The following is a 24,097-nucleotide window of genomic DNA, read 5'->3' on the forward strand; positions in this document are numbered from 1 at the left end:
GATACGCTCCGGAGCCCAAAAAGAGGCGGCAGCGTTATACGATGCCACCTCATTGTTGCATATTCCGTGGAAAATGTTTTGAATGTGTTTATATGATTACTTTCCTGCCGCCTGGAGATTGGATACAAATTCATCCGCTGTAATGGCTCCGCTGCAAAGCTTGGTCATGTTCTCTTTGATGATTGGCGTCATATCCACATTGTCCTCTGCGCCGGCAGCCCATGGATAACGTGTCTTTAAGCTCTCCATTACAGGCTTCACGTCTGTAAGCTGTACAGGCCACTCTGAATTGGTGGTATCGGACGGGATTCCCAGGGATTCCTCAGAGAGCTTCTTGTCAAACTCACCCTTGGTAATATAGGTAATCAGCTTAAATGCATCCTCTGCGTGCTGTGAGTTCTTGTTGATAGCCAGAACCTGGCCGCCGTAGTTTGCTGCTTCCGTACCGTCTGTACCGCCTTCCACTGCCGGGTAGCTGAAGCATCCCCACTGGAAGTCATCGCCTGCCATGTTCTTTACTTCGTTTGGAAGCCAGGAACCATTGAGGTACATGGCTGCTGTTCCCAGTGCCAGCTCCTGGTTCTGTCCGGCCGGGAATACGTTGGATGCTATGTTTTCTGAGAAATATCCCTTCTGCGCAAAATCTGCGTAAGCCTTGGCTGTCTCCATCACAGACGGGTCATCCCACTTATTGTTCTTTACAATATCCGATGTCTTGTCATAGCCGTTGAGTCTGGACATATGGTATCCGAAGAGACAAAGTATGTATGCGTCGTCACATGTAATAGGCGTGTAGCCTGCGTCCTTGATCTTCTGGCATGCTGCGTCCAATTCCGCCCAGGTGGTGGGAACAGCGGCCACGCCGGCTTCCTCAAAGATTGCCTTGTTGTAGAAAAACGCAAATACATTAGGCTGATAAGGAATGGACTTAAGGGTTCCCCCTCCCACCTCGCGGCAGGCCTCCATCAGGCTTGCATTGGCAGTGGCGTCATAATCAGATGCCTTAGCCAGTTCCTCCAGATCCATCAGATAAGCGCCCCATGTAGTATTTACACGGTCAATATCCTCGTCGAACAGGTCAATGTTGGTTCCTGCGTCCAGGGCTGGCTGTAATCCCTCGCGGATACCGGTACGTCCCTTGAACTGTACATCTACAGCCACTCCTGTGTCTGCGGAAAACTTGTCAACTGCTTCCTTGATTACCTGGCCCTGAGGCTCTGTGGACTCCCACATGGACCAGTATACCAGACCTGTGCCGTCTCCGGCCGGGGCCTGGGCGTCCGCTGCCGCCGTGGTGTCTGCTGCCGGAGCCGCTGTGGTGTCAGCCGCCGCTGCCGCTGCCGTGGTATCCGCGGTGCCGGACCCGCCGCCGCATGCTGTCAGGGAGCCAACCATGGCTGCCGCCAATGCCAATGCCATCCATTTTCTGTTTTTCATAAAATACGTCCTCCTTGAATCTTATTGTGTTTTTGCCGATTCACATTCACTACCGATAATCCAATTATAGTAAATATGCACATAAAGTTCTTTGCACTATAAATTTATTTATTTGTACAAAAAGACTTTTTCTATGTATAATACACAAATATGATTCTGTCTCCGAACGCTTGTAAGTCATTTTGTATACTTGTTAAAGACTGCCATATTTAGTTCATTCCAGGTTGGCCGGCTTATAAGTCAAACCATTTTATTTCACAGGGCAGCAGCTCCATGGATGTCCCATGTCCATCCCCGTCATAAACCACCGTGGACTGCCCGCGGCTGGTGTTGTTGACCACCGCATATTTCCCCGCCTCCGGATATCCGTGTACCTCGCAGAACAGATTATCCGAGAACCACTTCTTCATTTCCCCCTCTTTGCAGGCCGCATAATACATACTTCTTATAAGAAGCCTGGTATTCTCATGGCTGTAAGGAAGACCCGCAAGGTACACGCCCCGTCCCCTTCCATATGGATGGGCGCTGAGGTGGACTTCATGGTCTGAATATTCCCCAATCTCTGTATCCGTTCCCAAGGCATACACATTTTTCATCCCTTCGCCAAAATCCAGAACCAGCCTTCCTGATTCATCCCTTGGAACGTCCTGTGTGATAAAGTGGCTGTCTGCCTGTGTTACATGATACTTGTCCGTTGACAGGGTGAAGCCCTGCTCTTTATCCACCCCCAGCACATCTGCCAGCTGGAAATACCGTCCGCCCCGCTGCACGGCGCTGGGCTCGCCCACTCCCACAAAGCCGCCGCCTTCCCAGACAAACCGCCTCACTGCCGTGACAATCTGCTCATCCAGCCACTCATCCCCGCCGGACCAGGCCGTGCCCGCATCCCCTGCATTGATGATCACATCCACATCCTCAGGTATACCTGAACTGCGTATATCGTCAAAGCTCATAAATACCACATCCACACCTGCCCCGCTCAGTGCCTCCAGAATGCCGAAATAGGTGTAGGTCTGCTTATACCACAGGGCATGGGCCACCATGTAGGGCTGCCAGGAGCGCAGCTTTCCCCAACAGTTCAACACAGCTGCCTTCAGCCCGCAAAAAGGCCTGCTTCCTCCGATATTTCCATAAATTTCCCTGAATTCTTCCGCAACCTTCTCAATGTAATCCACAAAGCCCGGAAATTTATAGGCCAGGCTCAGATATCCGCCATACCCGATACGATCAACCGGTTTGCGCATCAGAGCTCTTCGGGCGCAAATCCAGTTTTCCACCGCCTCAGGAACAGGGTCATTTCCCTCATAAAATGTGTCAGGGAAAAAATAGGGAAGGAAACGGCCCTCTGTATAGCTCACCCCCGGAATATCGGAGATAAGGCGCAGCGTTGCCCCGCCTCCCACGCTTCCCACCACGGCGTCCAGGCCGATTTCCGGGAAATAAGCGCCGTAAGGCTCGGTACCAATCCAGTTGTCGCCTAAAAACATCATGGCCTTACGCCCTGCCTGATGGACCAGCTCCACCAGCTCCCTGGCTTTTTCCGCCACAAAGCGCTGGATAAAATCCATATAATCCCTGTACTGTCTGGTCGGAACCCGGAAGGAAGAATTATAGTACCCATTATCCACAATGTCCTCAGGTCTGAGGGCGTAGCCGTATTCGGCCTGGAATTCCTCCAGCGCCTTCACACTGACGGTTGCTCCGTATCCGAACCAGTCCACGAATTTTTCCTTTGCGTCACTTCCGAACACCAGCGTGAAATGGTAAAAAAATGTGGTGAAACGCACAACATCCGTATCCGGGTTATCCTTTAACCACTGTACCAGGTACTCCCTTGCAAACAGTCCTGAAGCCTCCTGGCGCACATCAAAGGGAATCTCATGGGGTTTGTCCCCCCAGTTATTCGTTATGTGATTGTACATCTGGGTAGGGTCCCACACCGCGTATGCCAGGAAGGATACCGTGTATTCGTGAAAAGGCGACGCGTGCTCCAGCACCACGCGCATGGGGGCGGAAACAGCTTCTGCTTTTTTGGTTTCTGCGGTATTCCCGGCGTCTGCGGCGTTTCCGGCGTCTGCGGTATCTCCGGCGCCTTCAAACACACCCTTAAACTCACTGCCGCTGCAAAAACCTTCCGGCATGGACGCCCCTGTCAGCTCCCACTGGGAGACGGGGACTGCCTGGCCTGTGGTGCGGTCCATGACCTCCCACCATTTCTTAGGGTCATGGTAACAGTCCGGTACCACCTGCTGGCCAAAATATCCTTCCATAAAGTCCATCTCCAGATGGTTTCCCACTGCTGTAAAACGCCGGGACATAAGGTAGAGCTGCTGGCATTCCTCCATATGCTTAGCAGCAAATTCATTGTGTCCTCTTGCCACAAAATAGGTGGTATAAATTTCCGCATCCAGAGACTTGACATCCTTATCCAGCTTTGTCCCGTCACTGTCGCGGATGGCATCAGCGCCCCAGCGCTCCATTAACTCCTTTGTCTCCTTCAAAAAACCGGATTCACTGGGAAGTGTAACCCTTCCTTTCGTCTTAGACATGTCTGTATCCTCCCTCTTATCTTCATATTGGCTCTATTCCATGAGCCTATAACTCTTGATTTCGTTTAAATAAAGTATAGCGGATCGCTTTTTTTGTAACAAGACAGCGGAGGGGATTTTATTTGCACATTCTATCATTTTATTTGCATGATTGTATTCTGCAGAATTAATTCCTGTGATATAATTCAAGAAGATAAGACAGTTTCAGAAAAAGACAGTGCGGGAGGAAAGATTACATGGCCTATAAAAGTGTAGTTCTGGAGGACAGTGTTACCATCAACCGGATTATCTCCGTCCACTATTTCCAGTATATGAGCGACTTCTCCTTTCCCGGGGAAAGCCATGACTTCTGGGAACTGGTATGCGTGGACCGAGGCGAAATTGATGCGTTGGCAGGAGACCGGCGTCTGACCCTGAAGAAAGGGAATATTCTGTTTCACAAGCCCAATGAGTTCCACAACGTACTGACCAACGGAAAAGTCTCTCCAAGCCTGGTGGTCATTGGGTTCGAGTGCCATTCCCCTGCCATAAAGTCATTTGAGGATCAGCTCATGTCGGTCCAGGATACGGAAAAAGAGCTCATGGCCCAAATCATCGTGGAAGCCAGAAACACATTCAGCGGAAGACTGGATGACCCTTACCAGGAGGAGCTTATCTTTAACAGCGAACCCCTGACCTTTGGTTCGGCCCAGCTCATCAGCCATTATCTGGAACAGCTGATGATTCATCTATACAGAAGATATTTTTCCTACTCCCTGCCAGTACGTTCTTCCCGCTTCCTGGCCGAGGCCAGCAGCGGGAATGATACCTACAACCGAATCGTCCGCTACATGGAGGAGCATCTGGGCGAACGCATGACCATAGACAGAATCTGCCGGGACAACCTGGTAGGGCGCTCCCAGCTGCAAAAGCTGTTCCGGGACACAAAAGGCTGCGGGGTCATAGAATTCTTTTCCATGATGAAAATTGACACTGCCAAACAAATGATACGTGACAACCAGCTAAATTTCACCCAGATTGCAGACCGCCTGGGATACAACTCCATCCACTATTTTTCAAGGCAGTTCAAGCAGATTACCACTATGACTCCGTCTGAATACGCCACCTCCATACGGTTGTTGTCGGAGAAGCCTTAGGATATAAAAACAGCTCCGGTTTTTCTGTACTTTATAAGAAATTTCTCAGCAATTGGTTGGACTGCATATAGGAAAATGTAATCCCCTCTTCCCCCAGTGACCGTGGATTAGCCACCTGCTCTTTTGTCTCTCCATGGCAGTCTGAACCGCCTGACAAAATTGCAACACGGTCTCCATAAAGGAGTCTCACCTCCTCAGCAATCTCATCCTTAGACTGGCATCCCCTATAACTTGTTTTATCGTATGTATAACGAACCTCAATTCCATCCAGTCCGGCATCTATTAACTCATCAATATAAGCCTTCCTTGTTATGGGCTTTCCCTGCCAATTAACTGGTTCGGCAATCAGATATGGATGGGCCAGTATCACAACGCCTCCTGTTTCATGAATTTTTTTAATGATATCCACAGTATCTGGCTTTCTTCTCTTTACCGACAATTCAGAATTCGTCTGAACCATTTTTTTAACCTGGCTCCATTCGGATGCAGCGCCTGAATCGGCAAGGTATTGAAAAATCTGCTTTTTCTGTATACGTTCCGGATGCCTTATGTTTCCAGTCTGGCAAAGCATGTCGTTCCACTCTGCATGATAACCTGCTCTTTTAAAATTTTCCAACATAGTACGATAGGATTCCAGTTTGCTGCCCTGAATTTCTTTTTCCATCTGCCTGAAAAATGGATGCTTCCAGTCACATCCCAAACATACCAAATGTACATCCTCATTTTCTGTATCACAGGAAATTTCAATTCCCGGAATACAGATTATCCCCTTTTTCCTGGCGTATTCCGTCACAGACACCGGACCGTCTTCTGTGTCTATAAACTCTGGCGGTATCACGTCGTGGTCCGTAATAGCCAATACCTTAAGTCCCACTTCTGCTGCCTCATCTATTACCTCTTTAGGCGTCTTCCGGCCATCAGAATGATTGGTATGCGTGTGCAAATCACAGGAATATGCTGCCCTCTTATATGCCATTTACACTCACCTCCCCATTGAAAATATATTGATGTGCTCCTGCACTGCCTGTTTTACTTCCTGCTTTATAGCCGTATCAACCTCCAAAGGATTATTAATCCCGCAGAATTCCCTCATCCCTTTAAGATAACTCTGTTTCACAGCAGTTGATATATTGATTTTGCTAGCCCCGCACTCAATAAGTTTTCTAAAAACCTCCTCAGAAAGACCGCTCCCACCATGAACTACAATGGGAACATCTGTAGCACCGCGCAATTGTTCCACAAGATCATACCGTATTACTGGTGCTCCGTGGTAAATGCCATGCGCGGTTCCAATGGCAGGAGCAAATATATCAATGCCTGTCTGCTCTATATAGAAAAGGCAATCTTTAACCGCAACCCCTGTCCCCTTCTCATTATGTATATCATCTTCAACTCCGGCAATAACTCCAAGCTCTCCCTCTACTTCTTTTCCCAGTTTATGGGCATAGTCAGCGATCTCTTTGGTAAATTCAATATTCTCCTCCATCGGGAGATGGGAGCCGTCAATCATTACAGAATCCCAGAATCCGTCCAGACATCTTCTGGCCAGTTCCTGATCCCTGCAATGGTCCAGGTGCACAACCACTGGCTGCGCCGATAATCCCTTAAGCTGATTAAGCATACCGCCCAGCGCTTCTAATCCAAGGCTTTTTACCGTAGATACAGAAGTCTGCAAAATCACAGGGCACCCGCACGAATCGGCCGCCTCGATTACTGCTCTGGCTGTGGTATAATTAAGAATATTAAAAGCCCCGGCTGCCGCACCATTCTTTCCTGCGTTTATAAGCATTTCTTTTATCTGCATTCTAAATCTCCTCTCATAAATATTGATCTGGCATCCCTTACCTGGCTCTCTTTCGGATATGGCAAGGGACGTCTGGTAACTCCGCCCTGATATCCTAAAATATTCATAGCCATTTTGACGCCTCCTACACCAAGCGGTCCGGTTGTCTGGTTAATCAGGCCGGTTATTTTCTGATATAATATATCCGCCTGACAGTTCTCTGCCTTTACCAAATTATACAATTCACATGCTCTATGGGGAATATAGTTTGCGCAGGACAATACGCCCCCAGCCGCGCCGTCTCTAACATTTTCGCAGAATGCTCCAAATGTTCCGGCTAAAATAGAAAAAGAGGTTTCATTGTCCATGGCCTCCATATAGCAGCCTGCGGTATTTGATGCCGTTCCCTTCATACCAATGATATTCGGATGCTTTGCAAGCTGTGCCACAGTAGCTGTTTCCAAAGAAACGCCTGCCGCATATGCCGGTGCCTGATACAGCAGAATCGGTACAGGAGAGCGTTCTGCCACTTGTTCATAATAACTTCTCAGACAGTCCTGACCCATCTGTTTAGGAAAATAATGAGGTGTCAGCACAAATACAGCATCAACTCCATACTGGGCAATCCTTTTAGTGAATTCAATTGTATAATATTCCGACTCTCTTCCAGTCCCTGCAAATATAAGTTTTTCTTTTGCTGCCACCTTTTTTACAGCAGCTATGACCCGGCAGCATTCGTCGTCCGTCATCATGAAAGATTCTCCATTACTTCCCAAAGGCATGTATCCGCTTATGTCTGTATGATTCAAACGTTCAATATTATACTCAAGCATTTCCGTACCGACTGATTGGTTCTCACTATCAAAGGGAGTTACCACCGGTACAAAAATTCCGTCTACTCTCTTTACCATTCCATTTTCTCCCTAAAGCATCCTTCTGACATTTCCTATCAGCGGACAGTTATCAATTACCTCAATAGCCGCCCCGCCAAACAGTCTGGACTTAATATTTATATACGCCTCATTTTCTGCCAGATTTCCTGTCGCCGTCATCTTTTGTTTGTTGGGAATTATGTCCCCGCAGAGCCTAAGAGTCTGCATGGCCTGGGATTGTATTCCCACCACCAGGGCACAGAGCATATGATCCCGTTTTGTATCCAAAGATAATCCCCCAAAGCTTCCTCGTTTCCGTTTCAGGCTCTGTCTGTCGCCTGTAAGGTATGGATGAAACGTCACGCCTCCAGTGTCAAACCGTTTCTCCAGCAAATCCGGCAAAAAACTGCTGTAGAATTCTTCCTTAGACATGTCCGTATAAAACTGTTCCCGAAACCAGTCTATGGCAAATCCGCCTGTGGTAATGGAAAACACCTGCCACAATCCCTTTATACCTGAATTTCTCAGATAATATTTATCATTTGTTACCGGCTTATCAGTCAGTATAGCAATCATCTCACTGCTGCCTGATATACATAATATTTGCCCTTTTTTATCGGCTCCGGCTCCGGCTAAGGCGCTGGCTACATCCTGTGTCCCCAGATTCACCATGGTATTCCTGCCAACCCCCAGCTTCTCTGCCATTTCCGGCAAAACAAGTTCGAAGGTGTTTCCTGCCTCCTTAACCGGCGGCAGTATACTCATAGGCACTCCTGATTTCTCACAAATTTCCTTAGACCAGCCGGAATTATGTACTGTGTCATACATACCGGTAATAGATGCATTTACTTCGTCCATGGCCCATTGTCCTGTCAGTCTTTTAAACAGATAGGTTGACAAATGACCTATTTTATAAATCTTTTTTGTCAGTTCCGGGCGATAATGAAAGAACCATAAAAGAGAGGTCAAGGTCACTCCCCCTGCGTAAGGCAAAGTCCCGGTAATATTCCTATATTTGTCTTTTCCAAAGATATCTATAATCTTCTTTGTATACTCCCTGCTTCTTCTGTCCAGATGAGTTACAATTGGATACAACGGTTTCCCGTCTTTCTCCATCATCACCAGAGATGGGGCGAAGGTATCAAAACTAATTAAACTTACATATGGAAGGAATTCTTTCAGTTCCCTGACCGTCTCATAGAAGGCAGCCTCCACGGTTTCCATACTGAGTTCAACCTGATTTTCTTCTAAAATACGATACTGATAGCTGCGTCTGCTGGCCTTTAATATAGTTCTGTGTTCATCTATCACCGCAGTTTTGACAGATGAGGTACCAAAGTCTGCTGAAAGAGTATACATGACATTCCCCCTATGAAAAGGGGCCGGAGCAAACCCCCGGCCCAGATATTCACGTTATTGATTCTCAGACAGAATCCCTTCCACTCTGTTGGCAACCTGAGCCATTGCATCGTCAATGGAAACATTATTGCCCATCATAGTATTATAGGATTCTCCCATGACATCCAGGATTTCCGTGTAAGCAGGAAATGCTGGCTGTGGAAGTGCATATTCCATACAGTCAATAAATCCTTTAAACGTATCAGTCTGGAAAGCCGGATCTTCGGCAGCCTCTTTGGTCACCGGAAGGCGTCCTGTCTTGATGCCAAAATCAACTGCCAGATCTTTCGAGGTCATGAATTTGAGATAATCTGCCATTACGTCGGGATGTTCACATGCAGTCGTTATGGCATAACCGGATGTCTGAAGATTGGTCGCATGTCTCTCTGCTGCCGGCAACGGTACGCTGGCCAGTTTTCCGTCTAATTCAGGGTTTGCACTGATGATTGCACCGATCGCATTAGAACCAGAAATCATAAGACCTGTCTTTTGTTCTGCAAAGTATGCCGCTGCTTCCGGATAGCCGGTTTCAGTAGGTCCCGGAGGCACCACACCATCCACAAGCGCCAGGTCAACAAAGGACTGCAATGCCTTTTTATAATTGTCTGAAGTTAAATCAGACACCCATTTTCCGCTCTCATCCTGATAGACTTCATTTACACCAAAGGTCCTGACATATTGGCAGAACCGGGCCTCCCCTGAACCATTTTGGGTACCTACCATACTAAATCCCCAATGCCCATCTTTGGTAAATGTCTTAGCAGTATTTCTAAAGTCATCTACTGTCTCAATTTTATCAATCCCTGCTTCTGCCAGCCAATCTGCCCTGTAAATCAGCGCAACTGGTATTACATGCCAGGGAACCATCATAAGCTGGTTATTTATCTTACCATATTCCACTACTTTCTCATTTAGGGCGGACATAAAATCCTCTCCCAGAAGGGCTTCATGATCCACAATGATTCCCATATCGTATGCCTGAGACATGAACTCTGTGGGCATAAAAAACGCATCCGGCAGATCACCGCTGGTATTTAGTGCTATGATTTTTTTCGCCATATCATTCACCGGCTGTCCAATCAGTTCAATCTTTACATTTGGATGTTCCTTCATGTATGCATCCGCCATAGCCTGTTCCAGCGGAGCTTCTGTCTCCGTGGCCAATGTTGATAAAATACGCAGCGTAATTGTCTCTTCCGGCGAGCCGGCCTCTGTACTTTCATCCACCTGCGACTGTGCCGCACCCGAGTCCTTTGCCTCCGATGCCTCCTTACTGCCGCCTGAACAGCCTGACAGTATGGTCACCGACATAGCTGCACACAAAATGATACTCATAAATCTTTTCTTCATATGAAACGTCCTCCTTTTATTGTTTTACAGCTCCTGCTGTTAAACCGCTGATAAAATATTTTTGTAAAAATATGAACAGAATTATCAATGGCAGGCTCGCAATCACAGATGCTGCCATTAAATCATTCCACAAAATCTTATAGAAACCATTTAGCTCTGCAATACCAAGGGGCAGCGTCTTTAACTCAGGTGAGATAATCAGAACCTGGGCAAACATATACTCATTCCATGCCGTGATGAATGCATAAATTGCAGAGGATGATATTCCGGGCAATGTCATAGGTAGCGTGATTTTATAAAAAGCTTTCCATCGGGAACATCCATCAATAATAGCCGCTTCATCCAATTCCAGCGGAATTGTCCTGAAGAAACCAACCATCATCCAGGAACAGAATGGAATTGTAAATGAGATGTACACGCACATCATACCTACCAGACTGTCCTTCAGCCCATACATATCCAATACCTTATAATATGGAATCAGGAGCATGATAGAGGGAAACATCTGCGTCATGAGAATAAATCCCAAAAAGCTCTCCTTTCCCTTAAAACGGAATCTGGTGACCCCATATCCTGCCAGACATGAGAACATGACAGAAACCACTACCGCTCCTACAGATATGATGATACTGTTTTTAAAATAAGTAAGAAACGGATACTCCTTCCAAAGTCTCATATACGACATCGCTGTTGGATGTTCGGGAATCCATCTTGGCGGTATTGTAATTGTCTCTGATTCAATTTTAATGGAAGTTGACACCATCCACAGGATAGGTATCAGCACAATGACCACGCAGAATCCCAGTATCAGATACGTGGCGGTTCCACTTAACAATTTCGAACGCCTCATTCCCCCATGGGCTGTTTTAGTCTTCATTATCCAAAAACCTCCTGTAAAGTTTGCTGATAATCAGGCAGACAAAAAATACGACCACAGACATTGAGGCAGCCTTGCCAAAATTAAAATAATCAAACGCCTGTTTATATATCTCAATACTTACAATTGATGTATCGCTTCCCGGTCCCCCCTTTGTCATCAGATAAACAATGGTATAATGTTTAAACCACCATACCGTATCCAAAATCAGCGTTGTGGCCAGAACCGGCTTAATAGACGGAAGAATAATTCTAAAAAATGTCTGTATATTGTTTGCTCCGTCTACCTTTGCAGCTTCATATATATCGGTGGAAACACTCTGTAATGCTGCCAGCGCATTTACCATCACCAGAGGATACCCCTTCCATATGCATACCAATACCACACTTATAAACGCATATTTGGTATCTCCCAACCAGGATACTCCTCCCTCTGATAATCCCAGAAGCTGCATCCCGTAGTTTAACAGACCATACAACGGATTCATAATCCATTTAAAAATCAAGGCGATGACTACTTCTGGCATAAGCCATGGCAGAACCAGAATTGTACGAAAAAATGTGATTCCAGGTCTGCTCTGGTTTAACAACATTGCCAGAAATATACCTATAATAAAATGGGCCAGTACGACAATTGCAGTAAACTTCAATGTAACTCCCAGCTGTTTTACAAATACACCGTCTGAAAAAACACTTATATAATTTTTGAGCCCTACAAAATCCCATTTGTTTGCCAGGTTTGTTTTAAAAAAGCTGATATAAACGCCGTATAAAAGAGGGTACACCACCAGAGCGACCAACGCTAACAGGGCTGGTCCTATAAAGAAATATGGCATAAGTCTTTTCATTGATATTGAGTCCTGTCGAAAATGTCTCTCCACGTCTTCCTCCTTTACCAGTCAGCCAATGAGTTATCATCCTCATAATAGACAACCGGACATGTGAATTTACCATCATAGATAAATTCCTTCATGGTATCTTCGTCCACCTCAAATCCTAAGCCAGGCTTTTCTGATACCTGAATATAGCCTTTCACAATCTCAAACGGCTCCTTAAATAACCCAGCTCCCAAATCCGAACCATCTTCCAGCCGTATATTTTCCTGTGCGGTAAAATTAGGTATACAGGTATCAATCTGCAGACATGAAGCCAGTGCTATGGGACCCAACGGATTATGTGGGGCTATAGAGGCATAATAATTTGCTGCCATGGATGCAATTTTATAAGTAGAAAGAATGCCTCCGCAGTGACTCAAATCAGGCTGGAGTACCTGGGCTGCCTGCTTTTCAAGTACCTCCCTAAATGCCCACGGTGTAAACAGACGCTCTCCTGTGGCAATCGGAATTGTTGTTGATCTGGCAACCCGCACCATAGAATCCACATTTTCAGGAAGAACTGGCTCCTCCACAAACATCGGATAGTATTTTTCCAGCTCCCGGCAGAATATAGGAGCCATGGCTGGCGATACTCTTCCGTGGAAATCAATGGCAACATCAACATCCGTTCCCACAGCATCCCTCAGAGCGGCAAACTTATCCACATACTCTATCACTGTTTTCATGGTATCAATGTGTCTTACGGGTACTCGCATAGGTGTTTTCAGCGCATCATAGCCCTGAGCTACCTTTTCCTTTGCCGCCTGACAGATAATAGCTGGCGATGGGTTTTCAATTGGAGTGATATGTGCGTACATGCGTATCCTGTCCCTGCACTTTCCACCCAGAAGCTGCCATACCGGTACTCCCAAAGCTTTTCCTTTAATATCCCAAAGGGCCTGTTCAATGCCGCTTATGGCACTGCAGAGGATGGCACCTCCCCGATAAAAAGAACCTCGGTACATTAACTGCCACAGATGTTCTATCTGGAATGGGTCTTGTCCAATAATCTGCTCTCCTAAAACATGAACCGCCTCTTCAACAATGCGGCTCCTTCCCTCAATAACCGGTTCCCCCCATCCGCACATCCCCTCATCTGTAGTAATTTTCAGAAACAACCACCTGGGTCTTATATGAAATGTTTCTAATTTTGTAATCTTCATCTCTTTCCTCCTTACCAGTCACCTAATGAATGGTCATCCGGATCAAATTCTACAGGACATGCGTAATGACCGTCATAAGAGTATTCTTTCACTGCATTTTCATCTATTTCAAAGCCAAGTCCGGGCTTTTTCGGTATATCAATATACCCATCCTTTATAACAAATTCCTCAACAAACAGCTCCTTGCCAAGATCATGGCCATCCGGCATGGTGGGATGTTCCTGCGCGGTAAAGTTAGGAATGCATGTATCAATCTGAAGGCAGGACGCCAGTGCTATGGGTCCCAGTGGATTATGGGGTGCCACAGAGCAATAGTAATTGGCGCCCATCGCAGCGATTTTAAATGCCTGCAGTATGCCTCCACAGTGACTTAAATCCGGCTGAAGCACCTGGGCTGCCTGCTTTTCAATTACTTCTCTAAATCCCCATGTAGTAAACAATCGCTCGCCGGTGGCAATCGGTATGGCTGTGGATTCAGCTACCTTAACCATGGCATCTACATTCTCAGGAAGAACCGGTTCCTCAATAAACATTGGAAAAAATGGTTCCAGTTCTCTGCAAAGCAAGGGTGCCATGGCAGGTGATATCCTGCCATGAAAATCTATGGCAATATCTATATCCATCCCCACCTTACTTCGAATCGCTGCAAATTTCTCAACATAGGTCTCTACCTTTTTCATCGTATCAATATGACGAACCGGGGCAAACATAGGTGTCTTTAAAGAGCGGAAACCATCCCTTACTCTCTTTTCGGCCCAGGAGCACACTTCCTGGATTGTAGGATTTTCCACGTTAGGAGTAATGTGGGCATACATACGTATTCTGTCCCTGCATTTACCTCCCAGCATCTGCCATACCGGAATATTGAGATATTTTCCTTTTATATCCCAGAGTGCCTGCTCAATTCCGCTGATGGCGCTGCAGAGAATCGCCCCGCCTCTGTAAAAAGATCCCCGGTACATAACCTGCCACAAGTGTTCAATATTAAGCGGATTCTTACCAAGAATCGCATCTCCCAGAATATGTACCGCTTCCTCCACTACTGTACTCTTTCCTTCCAAAACAGGTTCTCCCCAGCCGCAGATTCCTTCATCTGTGGAGATCTTCACAAACAGCCACCTGGGCTTAACGTGAAAGGTCTCCAGCTTTGTAATTTTCATTTTCTCTCCTCCTGTAATCTCCTTGTTCAGTATTACGGACGGTGTTCGCATTTTTATTATAGCAACATTGATTTCCCATGTCAATCATATTAAACAAATTTTCATGAATTATTCCATTATTTTTCACGTTTATTACAACCCCTCCCTGGTATTCTAAATATTGACACAGTAATATTAAATATTTGGCACTTTTAATATTGACGTTTTATTCGTGAATATGTTACAATTACAGCAGTAAGCTGTTCGTAATATCGGACGCGCATTTAAAATACCGGACGCAAGAGGAGTTTTTTATGGAAAAAGAAAAATTAAATAAAGCTGTTTTAAGATCGATCGATATATTGGATTATCTGTCACATAGTAAAAAACCGGTCACTCTGTCTGCAATAAGCAAAGATTTAGGTATTCCTAAAAGCAGTGTATTTGATATCATCCATACGCTGGTGCATAAAGAAATGGTTCAGATGGATGAAGATACCAAATGTTTTTCTTTAGATGTACACTGTTTTGAAATAGGGAGCACCTACCTGAGCAGAACCGATATACATACCCAGGCACGGCCTGTCCTGAAACAGCTGAGCCTTCAGACCGGGGAGACCACTTTTCTTGCAGTGGAAAACAACGGGATGATTGTATACCTCGACAAAGAGGAAGGCAGTTCCCCTACCAGAACCACATGTGTGATTGGAGATAGAAATGATATGTACAGTACCGGTTTGGGGAAAGCCATTCTGGCAACCCTTCCAATAGAAAAAATACGCCAGATTACAGGCGGAGGAAGGCTGACCGCGAAAACCAGTAATACAAAAACCACTTTTGATGAACTAATGGAAGATTTGGAACAAATCAGACAGAGGGGTTATTCCATTGATAACAGAGAAGATAATGAAGCGGTATTCTGCGTTGGTGCTCCGATTCTTAACCAATCCGGGGATTGCATGGGAGCCATCAGTATTTCAGCTATTTATACTTCCATAACTGACGAGCGCCTGAGCTTTTTCAGCCAGCTCATTACCAGTTCCGCACTCGGGCTTTCTCATAAATTCGGCTATAGCGGGGTCTGCCTTTATCCGACCCCGTCCTATGGAATAAACATCGGGAGGTAAATATATGCCAAAAATTCTGACAATCGGTGAAACCATGGCTGTCATGGTTCCCTCTGAAACAGGTCCCTATCAGTATATCAATCACTTCCGTCTTTGCTTTGCCGGCGCCGAAAGCAATACAGCCATCGGTCTTAGCAAGCTTGGGCATCAGACAGAATGGCTTAGCTGTGTGGGAGACGATGAATTTGGACGATTTCTTTTATCACGAATACGTGCAGAAGGTGTATCTGTTTCTCATGTCAGGCTGGATGCCCATGCCCCAACCGGTCTGATGGCCAAACGCTTTAACCCCTCATCGGAGACAGAGGTATTCTATTACCGTTCCGGTTCAGCGGCTTCGCAAATGAATGAAACTCTTATATCAGAAAAATCATTTGAGGATGTGGGAATTGTTCATATGACAGGAATTACTCCTGTTCTGAGCCAGTCCTGCCTGCGCCTGACCCGCAGGGTATTCGAGCTGGCCCGGTCATTGAATGTACGAATTAGCTTTGACCCTAACATACGTATGAAACTCTGGAAACAGGAGGATTACCGGGATTTGATAAAAGAATTCATTTCCCAGTCAAATATTGTATTCATGGGCTTGGATGAAGGACAGCTGTTATACGGAGAGCGGACTCCCCAAACATTAAGAGATATTATTTTCACATCAGGCTGCACAGACTATCTGGCCCTAAAAAACGGCAGCGCCGGAGCCTATGTATATTCAATAAATGAAGACTGTTATATCCCTCCCCATCCCTGTGTCTGTATTGACCCGGTGGGGGCAGGCGATGCATTTAATGCAGGATTTTTGTCCGGCATTCTGGATGGAAGGCCATTGAAGGACTGCGGCCAGAGAGGCGGGATTACCGGTGCGCTTTGCACACAGGTCCAAGGTGATATAGAGGGGCTTCCGACAAAAAAAGAACTGATTGATATTCAAAATCATATATCACCCATTACAAGATAACACAAAGGAGGCCAGTCTATGAAGCATATTCTTAATCAATGTCCTGTTATCGCCATACTCAGAAATCTCCCGGAAGATTTACTGATTCCTTATGCTGAAAGTATTCTCCAGGGCGGAATCAGCGTTTTTGAAGTGGCAATGAATACCCCAGACGGAGCGGGACAGATTTCAGCATTAAAAGAACATTTCAAAGAGTCCGTTACAGTTGGAGCCGGTACTGCCACTACCATAGAGCGTATTGATTCAGCCTTGCATGCAGGGGCGCAGTTTTTTCTGACGCCATCTGTTGACGAATCTATACTGCGGTATTTCAGAAAAAAGGATTTGGATTTGCTTCCCGGAGTCATGACACCATCTGATGTGGCACTATGTCTTAAATATAACTATCGTATAATGAAATTGTTTCCTGCCGGTGATCTTCCCCTTAGCTATATCAAGAGCCTGAAGGGCCCCTTTGAGGATACGGATTACGTGGCGGTAGGTGGAGTCCGCGGAGATAATCTCCACACCTTCTTTGAGCATGGCTTTATCGGAGCCGGCCTTGGAAGCAGTCTGATTCCCCATCATTTCCTTGATGAAAGGGACTGGCAGGGGGCTTCCCGCTATATCTCCGGCCATTACGGAGCATTCCTGCCTTCCTGATCAGATAAAATAAATAAGGCGCGCCTGAACATGCATTGCTGCCACATTCAGACGCGCTTTTATGTAATTCAATGGTATATAACGGTTTCGTGCTGCAACCGTCAGCTCTTCTTTATAAAATCCGTCCCGCACTTCGGACAGTGAACGCTGACCTTCCCGTGCCCCCTGGGTATGCGCACCTTCTGTCCGCAGTCAGGGCACTTAAAGATGCGGTATTTCCGGCCCTCCGTGAAACGGAATTTGATTTTCCTGAAATATTCCGTCACATAAAACCGCAGGCGCAGATAAACCTGATTCTCCTGGTAGCGTTTACCCACATTTTTTGAAAACATCCGGAAGTACAGCAAGAAAAAACCTGCCAGCTCCAGGATATACAGGAATGAGGACAATATCCTCACCCTGACAACAACGTTCAGGAAAATCAACACAAGCACGGTATACATTATAAACTGGCCAAGCTGGTCCATACCATATCTTCCTATCATGAAACGCTGTAATTTTTCTCTGATTTTATTCATCTGCAAACAATCCTTTCCCCATTGTCCTGCCTGCTGCCAGGTATATTTCTCAGGCAGCCGCGGATCATTCATCCGAGAGTAACTATAACCTAATTCTCATGGGAAAGCAATGTACAGACAGGGTTTTAATGATTATTTTATAAATGCAGGCATCAAAATGGAGGCCACAGGCCCTGAGCGCCCAGACCTCAGACCAAACCTCAGCCCGTACTCGGCTGCGGACAAAATATGCAGATAAAATAATTTTTTCCACCTTGACATTATATTTCCCATCCCCTATAATCAGAATTGGTCTGAGGACTGTAATACACGATATAAGTACAATATAGTAAAGAGAAAGGTGGCTAACTGAAATATGATTATTAGATGATTGAACAGCAGCAGATGATTTACACACTCTCTTTCCTGGCAATAGGAAGCCGGGCAGAATTTGTGTGTCTTTGTCATTTCGTTCAGTCATACAGGGAATCATATTCCATAAGGCCATATTTTTATATAACGGGGTGCATCTGTCTATCCATATGCATCCGCTGCAGCGGACAGGCATGTCCCGGCAGGCGCGCGTAAGCTGCTCCTGACCTGTACGTTCCCGCTCCTTCTGCCTACAACTGGCCAGGTTTATATCCCTTCTGAACGAAGTGCGTTTAGGAGGGATTTTTTTATGTTGTTAAATGCACTGAATGTTAAAAAAGAATATGGAATCCAGACCGTGCTGGATATTGAAAAACTGGAAATCCGGGACGGGGACAGGATTGGACTCATCGGACGCAACGGGGCCGGAAAATCCACCCTTTTAGGCGTCCTATCCGGGAGAATCGCCTGCGACGAGGGCGTGGTAAAACGGTATTGTCCCATTGCTGAGATCCTCCAGACCGGGGAAACAGAGGATGAACCCGAGGCCAGGCTTTTAAGCCAATTAAAGCTGCGCGACAGCGCGGTAAAAAGCGGGGGTGAGAAGACCAGGCGCGCCATTGGGGCAGCATTTTCCAGCCAGGCGCCCCTTCTCTTTGCCGATGAGCCCACCACCAATCTGGATATGGAAGGCGTGGAGCTTTTAGAGAAGATGATGAAGGGATACAGAGGCGCCATCCTGATGATATCCCATGACAGGACCCTTTTAGACCGGGTCTGCAATCAGATATGGGAACTGGACAAGGGAAACATCCGCGTTTTTGACGGAAATTACTCCGACTGGGCCGCCCAAAAGGAACGGGAACGGGGCTTCCAGGAGTTTGAATACCAGCAGTACCAGAAGGAGAAAAAGCGGCTGGAGAGAACTACCGATGCATTGCAGAGAAAGAGCCAGACAATGACAAAGCCGCCCAAACGCATGGGCAGCAGCGAGTGGATGCTCTACAAAGGCGTGGCCGCGGTTCAGCAGGGTCATGTCCAAAGCAACAAAACCGCTGTCATGAGCCGTCTGGAGCACCTGGAGAAAAAGGAACGCCCGGATGAGCTGCCCCAGGTGTCCATGAAACTGCCGGATGCAGGAAAAATAAGGGCAAAAAATGCGGCCGCCATCCGGCATCTCACCGTGAGTTACGGGGAGCGCATTGTCCTGGATAACGTGAGCCTGGAAATAGAGGCTGGCAGGCGGACCTTTATCACCGGCAATAACGGGGCCGGAAAGTCCACGCTAATCAAAGCCCTGATAGACAGGGCACCCGAAACCTTTATTACCTCCGAAGCAAGAGTCGCCTATTTTTCCCAGGACCTGGACACCCTGGACCCGAAGAAAACCGTGCTGGAAAATGTGTCGGAGGATGCGGCCTATCCCCAGCATATCTGCCGGGCCGTCCTGTCCAACCTCTATATGACAAAGGACGATATGTTTAAACCGGTCAGTGTACTATCAGGAGGAGAAAAGGTCAAGACCGCCCTGGCCAAGGTTCTGGTATCGGGCTGCAACTTCATGATACTGGACGAACCCACCAACCACATGGATGTGTATACCATGGAGGGCCTGGAACATCTGCTGGAGAGCTACGACGGGACACTGCTGGCCATCAGCCACGACCGTACCTTTATAAGCCATACAGGGGACGTGGTCTGCCGGCTTGAACATGGAGACATACAAAAAAGCGCTGAACAATAAACAGAAATCCCGGTCAGCGGGAAATATTAACCGTTATATTTTCTTGACAATAACGCTTTTCCATTATATGATAGGTTTACTATAATTATCCAGATGGAGGAGACGTATTATGAAAAGAAATGTATTGGGGATTTTACTGGCAGGCGCCATAGGCGCTGCCCTTATCACAGGCTGCGGCGCCGCATCCTCCGGCACCGCCCGTTCCTCTGCCCCGCAGCAGACACAGGAATCAGCCCCGGAGGATGGCGATGCCGGCAAATCAGCCCCGGACACCCCAGACCTGACAGGCCATACCCTGATGATCTACTGCGGGGCTGGCATGACAAAGCCGTTCCAGGAAATTGCCGACAGCTTTAAAGCTGCTACCGGCTGCGAAATGAACGTGACATACGCCAATGCCGGCCAAATCCAGTCCCAGATTACCACCTCGGAAGAAGGCGACATGTTCATAGCCGGTTCAGCCGAGGAGCTGAAACCAGTTGAGTCCTATGTATCCGAAAGCAAGGCACTGGTAAAACATATACCTGTGCTGGCAGTTCAGAGCGGCAACCCGAAAAACATTACTTCCCTGGCCGGTCTGGCAGAAGAGGGCGTGTCCCTTATCATCGGCGATATAGACTCAACTCCCATTGGTAAGATTGCCAAAAAGGCCCTGACTGATGCAGGTATCTTTGACAAGGTACAGATAGAGGCATCCACTGCCACGGCTCCCCAGATGGCTACCGCCATTGCCGCGGGAGAGGCTGACGCAGCCATTATCTGGAAAGAAAACTGCGATGCTCAGGGCGTGGAAATCGTAGATAACAGCGGTTTGGAAGATTACATAAAAACCATCCCCGCGGCTTCCTTAAGCTGTTCCGCGGATCACGACGCCAGACAGGCATTTCTGGACTATTTAAATTCAGGGGACGTACAGGAAATCTGGTTGAAGTATGGATATGAGATTGCAGAATAGGCATAGGGGGCATAGGGGAACAGACCTGTTCTCAGCCATGACGGTCGCTGTGGCGCTGCTGGTGATTTTTTTCATCGGCAGCGCGGTCTGCGCGATTGCAGCCGGAGGGATTCCCGCCTTTGCCGGAACCATCCGCCAGAAGGAAGTGCTCTTTGCCCTGCGTCTCAGCGCAGCCACCGCCAGTCTCTCCACCCTTATTGTGATGGCCCTGGCACTTCCCACCGCATATGCCCTGACCCGGACCTCCATGCCCTTTAAGGAGCTGTCGGGCATCATCATCGAACTGACTTTGTCCCTGCCCTACCTGCTTCTCGGGCTCAGCCTTCTTATCATGTTTTCATCACCGGCCGGCAAATGGCTGAAGGAACAGGGCTTTAAGGTGGTGTTTTCTCCCGCGGGCATTGTCATGGCCCACATCCTGGTCAACCTCCCCTATGCCATCCGGCTCATCCGCACTGCCTTTGAGGCATCCGACCAGCGGATGGAATTCATTGCCCTGACCCTGGGGGCTTCCCCCTGGAGATGTTTTCTGACCATTCTTCTTCCCCTTTGCCGCAGAAGCCTTGTAAGCACCTTTATCCTGACCTGGTCCAGGGCCCTGGGGGAGTTCGGAGCCACCCTTATGCTGGTGGGAATTACCCGTTTTAAGACGGAAACACTGCCCGGCAGCATCTATCTGAGCATATCCACCGGCGACAACCAGGCCGCCATGGCAACTGCTATGCTGATGCTGATAATTTCCGGGCTGACTCTCTTTCTCTCCCGTCTGCTTGCCAGTCCCGCGGACAGAAACAAAAGGCAGGTGTTCATACGATGAACCAACTGGTTATCAACAATTTTTCCGTAAAAAGAGGCAGTTTTACACTGTCTCCCATCTCCCTTACCATCCAAATGGGGGAAATCTTTGCTATCCTGGGCCGCACGGGTTCCGGCAAGACCGTACTCTTGGAGGCCATCAGCGGCATGTTTCCCGGTGACACCGGCAGCATCCTCCTTGACGGAACCGACATACGGGACATACCTCCCGCTCAGAGAAAGCTGGGCCTTGTGTATCAGGACTATGGCCTGTTCCCTCATATGAAGGTAAAGGAAAATATTTCCTACGGACTGAAAATGCACGGATATTCAAAAAAAGAACAGGACAGCCGCGCACAGGAGCTTATGGAAATGCTGTCCATTTCCCACATAGGGGACCAGTACCCCGGAACCCTCAGCGGAGGCGAGAGCCAGCGCACAGCCCTGGCAAGAGCCCTGGCCCTGGCTCCCCAGGTTCTTTTGTTAGATGAGCCGTTTTCAGCCCTGGACCCGGCCACCCGGCAGTCCCTGTATCAGGAGCTGCGCCGGATTCACCGGCATTTTGGCTGCACCATCATCTTCGTCACCCACGATTTTCTGGAAGCCCGGACTCTTGCAGGCCGGGCAGCCATCCTTCTGGATGGGGAGCTGCAGACAGTCACCGACACCTCCCGGCTGATGGACGGGCATTTTTCCGCAGAGGTAGAGCGGTTTCTGGGAAGAAATCAAATCATAACTGCGCCTGAGCGCAAACAGGAAAAGAGGATTGTCCAATGACATATATGAATGATGCGCTGTCATTTTACAGCGAATTAAGGTTGCGTTTCATGAAGCTTCTGACAGAGGAAGGAATTCTGGGCGAGCAGGTGGTAATCAACACAAAGTCCCTCACGCCGGAGGAAGCCATCGGCATTACAAAACGAAAAGATTTTCCCATCATAACGGGAAAGGATGTGATGGTTCAGGCAGAATGCATGGGCTCCCTGGGACAGGCGTTTACCGACGCCCCCTCTGCTTATCGCGGCACGTTGGAAGAAATATGCTCCCTGGACCTGGCAGATGACCCCTACAGCCGCGGATTGTTCATAGCTGCCCTAAACGCTGTCATGAAACACTCAGGCAGGACGGACTGCACGGTCCACTGCCGCAATGAGGGACCGGAGTCCTGCGCCATGGACGTGGTCCGTTATATCTCTGAACACTACGGCCGCCCTGCCATTGCGCTGATAGGATACCAGCCCGCCATGCTGGAACAGCTTGCAAAGGAATATGATGTCAGGGCAGCGGATTTAAGCCCGGCCAATATCGGCCGGAAGCGGTTCGGGGTCCTTATTGAGGACGGACGCATCCCTGAGACCAGCCAGTCCCTGTGCCGTAAGGCAGACCTGGTTCTGTGCACGGGAAGCACTGTCTGTAACGGATCCATCGTGGACTTTCTTCCATTTAAGGAAAAAATCCTGTTCTACGGCACTACCCTGGCCGGAGCCGCCCCTCTTATGGGCCTGCCGAGACTGTGCTTTGCGGACCGGTATCAGGAGCCGCAGTAATCCCTGGCAAAATCCCAGAAGCATCCTGCCGCCGCAGGCATCAGCTGATTCCTGCGGCGCACCAGCAAAAGTCTGGACACATGCTCCGGCTCTGTCAGGCGCCTGCATACCAGCCTCTGCCGGTCTGTAAAGTACCGTACTGCCTCCGGGCAGATCGCCACCGCCACATTACGCTCCACCAAAGGCACGATACAGGAGAGGGTATTATAGGTACACAAAATAGTATGCTCCCGCTCAATCCGGTGAAACCACCCCCGTATCTCCTCCTGCAGAGGCGGTCTGGAGGGAATAATAAGGGGACTGCCGGCTATGTCGGACAGCAGTATGGTGTCTCCCGGCTGTTCTGCCATGGGATGTTCCCTGCTGAGAAGGGCTGTCCAGGATTCGGTTTTTATCAGGGCGCTTTCGTATTTCTCAGTCCTGAAAGGCTCCCTCACAATTCCTAAGTCCACCAGTCCCTTGTCCAGTTTATCATTGATTTCATCCCCGTTCCCGCACCAGATATTATACCGGATTCCGGGAAAATCGCTGTGAAATCTCTCTATTATATCCGACAGCACCCCTGCCCCGCAGGATTCCGTTACCCCGATGGAAATAAGTCCGCCTGCCCCGGTCCCCATTCTGGAGAGCTGTCCCCTTGTCTTTTCCATCAGAGACAGAATCTCTTCTGCCTGCTGCCTTAAGAATATCCCTTCCTCCGTAAGACGGATATGCCTCTTTCCCCTGATAAACAGGGTTGTCCCTAATTCTTCCTCCAGCTCCTTCATCTGCCTGCTCAGCGGCGGCTGGGCCATGCACAGCTTTGCCGCTGCCCCTGTTATCGTGCCTGCCTGGGCCACAGCAAGGAAATACTGTAAATCCTTCAGATCCATCATCTTTTACCAT

22 protein-coding genes are annotated in these 24,097 nt (G+C 48.0%); 9 read left to right on the top strand and 13 right to left on the bottom strand.

From position 1 onward, the window contains the following. Positions 1–96: 96 nt before the first annotated feature. Positions 97–1,437: an ABC transporter substrate-binding protein gene (locus LI015_RS10315; protein ID WP_002572990.1), complete on the bottom strand. Its 1,341-nt coding sequence runs from the start codon at positions 1,435–1,437 to the stop codon at positions 97–99. Between the two features lie 233 nt (positions 1,438–1,670). Continuing rightward, entirely contained in the window at positions 1,671–3,986 is a 2,316-nt protein-coding gene (gene gnpA / locus LI015_RS10320; protein WP_227124900.1) for a 1,3-beta-galactosyl-N-acetylhexosamine phosphorylase, read from the bottom strand. A gap of 236 nt (positions 3,987–4,222) precedes the next feature. On the opposite strand from gnpA, the gene LI015_RS10325 reads away from it, so the two are divergent. After that, entirely contained in the window at positions 4,223–5,122 is a 900-nt protein-coding gene (locus LI015_RS10325) for an AraC family transcriptional regulator (RefSeq protein WP_002569048.1), read from the top strand. 31 nt (positions 5,123–5,153) lie between these two features. Here the strand turns inward: LI015_RS10325 and LI015_RS10330 are convergent, their stop codons facing one another. From LI015_RS10330 to dgoD (LI015_RS10370), 9 genes are read right to left on the bottom strand one after another with little or no spacing between them, the layout of a single operon-like run. Next, the gene (locus LI015_RS10330; RefSeq protein ID WP_002572992.1) at positions 5,154–6,098 is read right to left on the bottom strand and encodes a PHP domain-containing protein; all 945 of its coding nucleotides are present in this window, start codon (positions 6,096–6,098) and stop codon (positions 5,154–5,156) included. A gap of 6 nt (positions 6,099–6,104) precedes the next feature. Then, positions 6,105–6,926, bottom strand: coding sequence for a class II fructose-bisphosphate aldolase (locus LI015_RS10335; protein ID WP_002572993.1), 822 nt, complete (start codon positions 6,924–6,926; stop codon positions 6,105–6,107). Continuing rightward, the gene (locus tag LI015_RS10340) at positions 6,917–7,816 is read right to left on the bottom strand and encodes a dihydrodipicolinate synthase family protein (RefSeq protein WP_002572994.1); all 900 of its coding nucleotides are present in this window, start codon (positions 7,814–7,816) and stop codon (positions 6,917–6,919) included. The genes LI015_RS10335 and LI015_RS10340 overlap by 10 nt, the downstream gene beginning before the upstream one ends. A 12-nt stretch (positions 7,817–7,828) precedes the next feature. Further along, the gene (locus LI015_RS10345; RefSeq protein ID WP_227124901.1) at positions 7,829–9,136 is read right to left on the bottom strand and encodes an FGGY-family carbohydrate kinase; all 1,308 of its coding nucleotides are present in this window, start codon (positions 9,134–9,136) and stop codon (positions 7,829–7,831) included. 54 nt (positions 9,137–9,190) lie between these two features. Further along, positions 9,191–10,525, bottom strand: coding sequence for an ABC transporter substrate-binding protein (locus tag LI015_RS10350; RefSeq protein WP_227124902.1), 1,335 nt, complete (start codon positions 10,523–10,525; stop codon positions 9,191–9,193). A 16-nt stretch (positions 10,526–10,541) separates the two neighbouring features. Continuing rightward, positions 10,542–11,402, bottom strand: coding sequence for a carbohydrate ABC transporter permease (locus LI015_RS10355; protein ID WP_195636718.1), 861 nt, complete (start codon positions 11,400–11,402; stop codon positions 10,542–10,544). Then, a complete protein-coding gene (locus tag LI015_RS10360; RefSeq protein ID WP_227124903.1) occupies positions 11,392–12,249 on the bottom strand; it encodes a carbohydrate ABC transporter permease in 858 nt (285 codons plus the stop codon). The genes LI015_RS10355 and LI015_RS10360 overlap by 11 nt, the downstream gene beginning before the upstream one ends. Before the next feature lie 44 nt (positions 12,250–12,293). Further along, the gene (gene dgoD / locus LI015_RS10365; protein WP_002572999.1) at positions 12,294–13,439 is read right to left on the bottom strand and encodes a galactonate dehydratase; all 1,146 of its coding nucleotides are present in this window, start codon (positions 13,437–13,439) and stop codon (positions 12,294–12,296) included. 11 nt (positions 13,440–13,450) lie between these two features. Continuing rightward, positions 13,451–14,599 carry a galactonate dehydratase gene (dgoD, locus tag LI015_RS10370; protein WP_002573000.1) on the bottom strand — a complete coding sequence of 383 codons (1,149 nt, stop codon included), beginning with the start codon at positions 14,597–14,599 and terminating at the stop codon, positions 13,451–13,453. Positions 14,600–14,892: 293 nt separating this feature from the next. Here dgoD (LI015_RS10370) and LI015_RS10375 point away from each other — a divergent pair, with 293 nt between their 5' ends. From LI015_RS10375 to LI015_RS10385, 3 genes are read left to right on the top strand one after another with little or no spacing between them, the layout of a single operon-like run. Beyond that, a complete protein-coding gene (locus tag LI015_RS10375; protein WP_002573001.1) occupies positions 14,893–15,705 on the top strand; it encodes an IclR family transcriptional regulator in 813 nt (270 codons plus the stop codon). Positions 15,706–15,709: 4 nt separating this feature from the next. Further along, on the top strand, positions 15,710–16,660 hold the full coding sequence (locus LI015_RS10380; RefSeq protein WP_002573002.1) for a sugar kinase: 951 nt from the start codon (positions 15,710–15,712) through the stop codon (positions 16,658–16,660). Positions 16,661–16,678: 18 nt separating this feature from the next. After that, entirely contained in the window at positions 16,679–17,302 is a 624-nt protein-coding gene (locus LI015_RS10385) for a bifunctional 4-hydroxy-2-oxoglutarate aldolase/2-dehydro-3-deoxy-phosphogluconate aldolase (RefSeq protein ID WP_227124904.1), read from the top strand. Between the two features lie 101 nt (positions 17,303–17,403). Here LI015_RS10385 and LI015_RS10390 read toward each other — a convergent pair whose 3' ends face one another. Beyond that, positions 17,404–17,820, bottom strand: coding sequence for a hypothetical protein (locus tag LI015_RS10390; RefSeq protein WP_002569049.1), 417 nt, complete (start codon positions 17,818–17,820; stop codon positions 17,404–17,406). 661 nt (positions 17,821–18,481) lie between these two features. Here LI015_RS10390 and abc-f point away from each other — a divergent pair. The 5 genes from abc-f (at position 18,482) to LI015_RS10415 (ending at position 23,212) form a co-directional block, all read left to right on the top strand. Then, positions 18,482–19,915: a ribosomal protection-like ABC-F family protein gene (gene abc-f / locus LI015_RS10395; protein WP_118019016.1), complete on the top strand. Its 1,434-nt coding sequence runs from the start codon at positions 18,482–18,484 to the stop codon at positions 19,913–19,915. A 109-nt stretch (positions 19,916–20,024) separates the two neighbouring features. Beyond that, positions 20,025–20,870 carry a molybdate ABC transporter substrate-binding protein gene (modA, locus tag LI015_RS10400; RefSeq protein WP_227124906.1) on the top strand — a complete coding sequence of 282 codons (846 nt, stop codon included), beginning with the start codon at positions 20,025–20,027 and terminating at the stop codon, positions 20,868–20,870. Further along, positions 20,848–21,687: an ABC transporter permease gene (locus LI015_RS10405; RefSeq protein WP_002569052.1), complete on the top strand. Its 840-nt coding sequence runs from the start codon at positions 20,848–20,850 to the stop codon at positions 21,685–21,687. Before modA ends, LI015_RS10405 begins: the two co-directional genes overlap by 23 nt. Further along, a complete protein-coding gene (locus LI015_RS10410; protein WP_117626923.1) occupies positions 21,684–22,442 on the top strand; it encodes an ATP-binding cassette domain-containing protein in 759 nt (252 codons plus the stop codon). The genes LI015_RS10405 and LI015_RS10410 overlap by 4 nt, the downstream gene beginning before the upstream one ends. Beyond that, positions 22,439–23,212 carry a Rossmann-like domain-containing protein gene (locus LI015_RS10415; protein ID WP_117626922.1) on the top strand — a complete coding sequence of 258 codons (774 nt, stop codon included), beginning with the start codon at positions 22,439–22,441 and terminating at the stop codon, positions 23,210–23,212. Before LI015_RS10410 ends, LI015_RS10415 begins: the two co-directional genes overlap by 4 nt. On the opposite strand, the gene LI015_RS10420 is transcribed toward LI015_RS10415, so the two are convergent. Then, positions 23,197–24,087 carry a LysR family transcriptional regulator gene (locus LI015_RS10420; RefSeq protein ID WP_002592420.1) on the bottom strand — a complete coding sequence of 297 codons (891 nt, stop codon included), beginning with the start codon at positions 24,085–24,087 and terminating at the stop codon, positions 23,197–23,199. The genes LI015_RS10415 and LI015_RS10420 overlap by 16 nt on opposite strands. Between the last annotated feature and the right edge of the window lie 10 nt (positions 24,088–24,097).

The organism is Enterocloster sp. 210928-DFI.2.20 (genome assembly GCF_020554465.1).
Classification (GTDB): domain Bacteria; phylum Bacillota; class Clostridia; order Lachnospirales; family Lachnospiraceae; genus Enterocloster; species Enterocloster bolteae.

Excerpts from the sequence above, each read along its gene's own strand:
- abc-f (WP_118019016.1), top strand. The coding sequence starts at position 18,482 with ATGTTGTTAAATGCACTGAATGTTAAAAAAGAATATGGAATCCAGACC.
- dgoD (WP_002572999.1), bottom strand. The coding sequence starts at position 13,439 with ATGAAGATTACAAAATTAGAAACATTTCATATAAGACCCAGGTGGTTG.
- LI015_RS10345 (WP_227124901.1), bottom strand. The coding sequence starts at position 9,136 with ATGTATACTCTTTCAGCAGACTTTGGTACCTCATCTGTCAAAACTGCG.
- LI015_RS10390 (WP_002569049.1), bottom strand. The coding sequence starts at position 17,820 with ATGAATAAAATCAGAGAAAAATTACAGCGTTTCATGATAGGAAGATAT.
- LI015_RS10330 (WP_002572992.1), bottom strand. The coding sequence starts at position 6,098 with ATGGCATATAAGAGGGCAGCATATTCCTGTGATTTGCACACGCATACC.
- LI015_RS10380 (WP_002573002.1), top strand. The coding sequence starts at position 15,710 with ATGCCAAAAATTCTGACAATCGGTGAAACCATGGCTGTCATGGTTCCC.
- LI015_RS10335 (WP_002572993.1), bottom strand. The coding sequence starts at position 6,926 with ATGCAGATAAAAGAAATGCTTATAAACGCAGGAAAGAATGGTGCGGCA.
- LI015_RS10405 (WP_002569052.1), top strand. The coding sequence starts at position 20,848 with ATGGATATGAGATTGCAGAATAGGCATAGGGGGCATAGGGGAACAGAC.
- LI015_RS10325 (WP_002569048.1), top strand. The coding sequence starts at position 4,223 with ATGGCCTATAAAAGTGTAGTTCTGGAGGACAGTGTTACCATCAACCGG.
- LI015_RS10315 (WP_002572990.1), bottom strand. The coding sequence starts at position 1,437 with ATGAAAAACAGAAAATGGATGGCATTGGCATTGGCGGCAGCCATGGTT.
- gnpA (WP_227124900.1), bottom strand. The coding sequence starts at position 3,986 with ATGTCTAAGACGAAAGGAAGGGTTACACTTCCCAGTGAATCCGGTTTT.
- LI015_RS10340 (WP_002572994.1), bottom strand. The coding sequence starts at position 7,816 with ATGGTAAAGAGAGTAGACGGAATTTTTGTACCGGTGGTAACTCCCTTT.
- LI015_RS10350 (WP_227124902.1), bottom strand. The coding sequence starts at position 10,525 with ATGAAGAAAAGATTTATGAGTATCATTTTGTGTGCAGCTATGTCGGTG.
- LI015_RS10375 (WP_002573001.1), top strand. The coding sequence starts at position 14,893 with ATGGAAAAAGAAAAATTAAATAAAGCTGTTTTAAGATCGATCGATATA.
- LI015_RS10355 (WP_195636718.1), bottom strand. The coding sequence starts at position 11,402 with ATGAAGACTAAAACAGCCCATGGGGGAATGAGGCGTTCGAAATTGTTA.
- LI015_RS10385 (WP_227124904.1), top strand. The coding sequence starts at position 16,679 with ATGAAGCATATTCTTAATCAATGTCCTGTTATCGCCATACTCAGAAAT.
- LI015_RS10360 (WP_227124903.1), bottom strand. The coding sequence starts at position 12,249 with ATGAAAAGACTTATGCCATATTTCTTTATAGGACCAGCCCTGTTAGCG.
- LI015_RS10415 (WP_117626922.1), top strand. The coding sequence starts at position 22,439 with ATGACATATATGAATGATGCGCTGTCATTTTACAGCGAATTAAGGTTG.
- dgoD (WP_002573000.1), bottom strand. The coding sequence starts at position 14,599 with ATGAAAATTACAAAGCTGGAGACCTTTCACGTTAAGCCCAGGTGGCTG.
- LI015_RS10420 (WP_002592420.1), bottom strand. The coding sequence starts at position 24,087 with ATGATGGATCTGAAGGATTTACAGTATTTCCTTGCTGTGGCCCAGGCA.
- LI015_RS10410 (WP_117626923.1), top strand. The coding sequence starts at position 21,684 with ATGAACCAACTGGTTATCAACAATTTTTCCGTAAAAAGAGGCAGTTTT.
- modA (WP_227124906.1), top strand. The coding sequence starts at position 20,025 with ATGAAAAGAAATGTATTGGGGATTTTACTGGCAGGCGCCATAGGCGCT.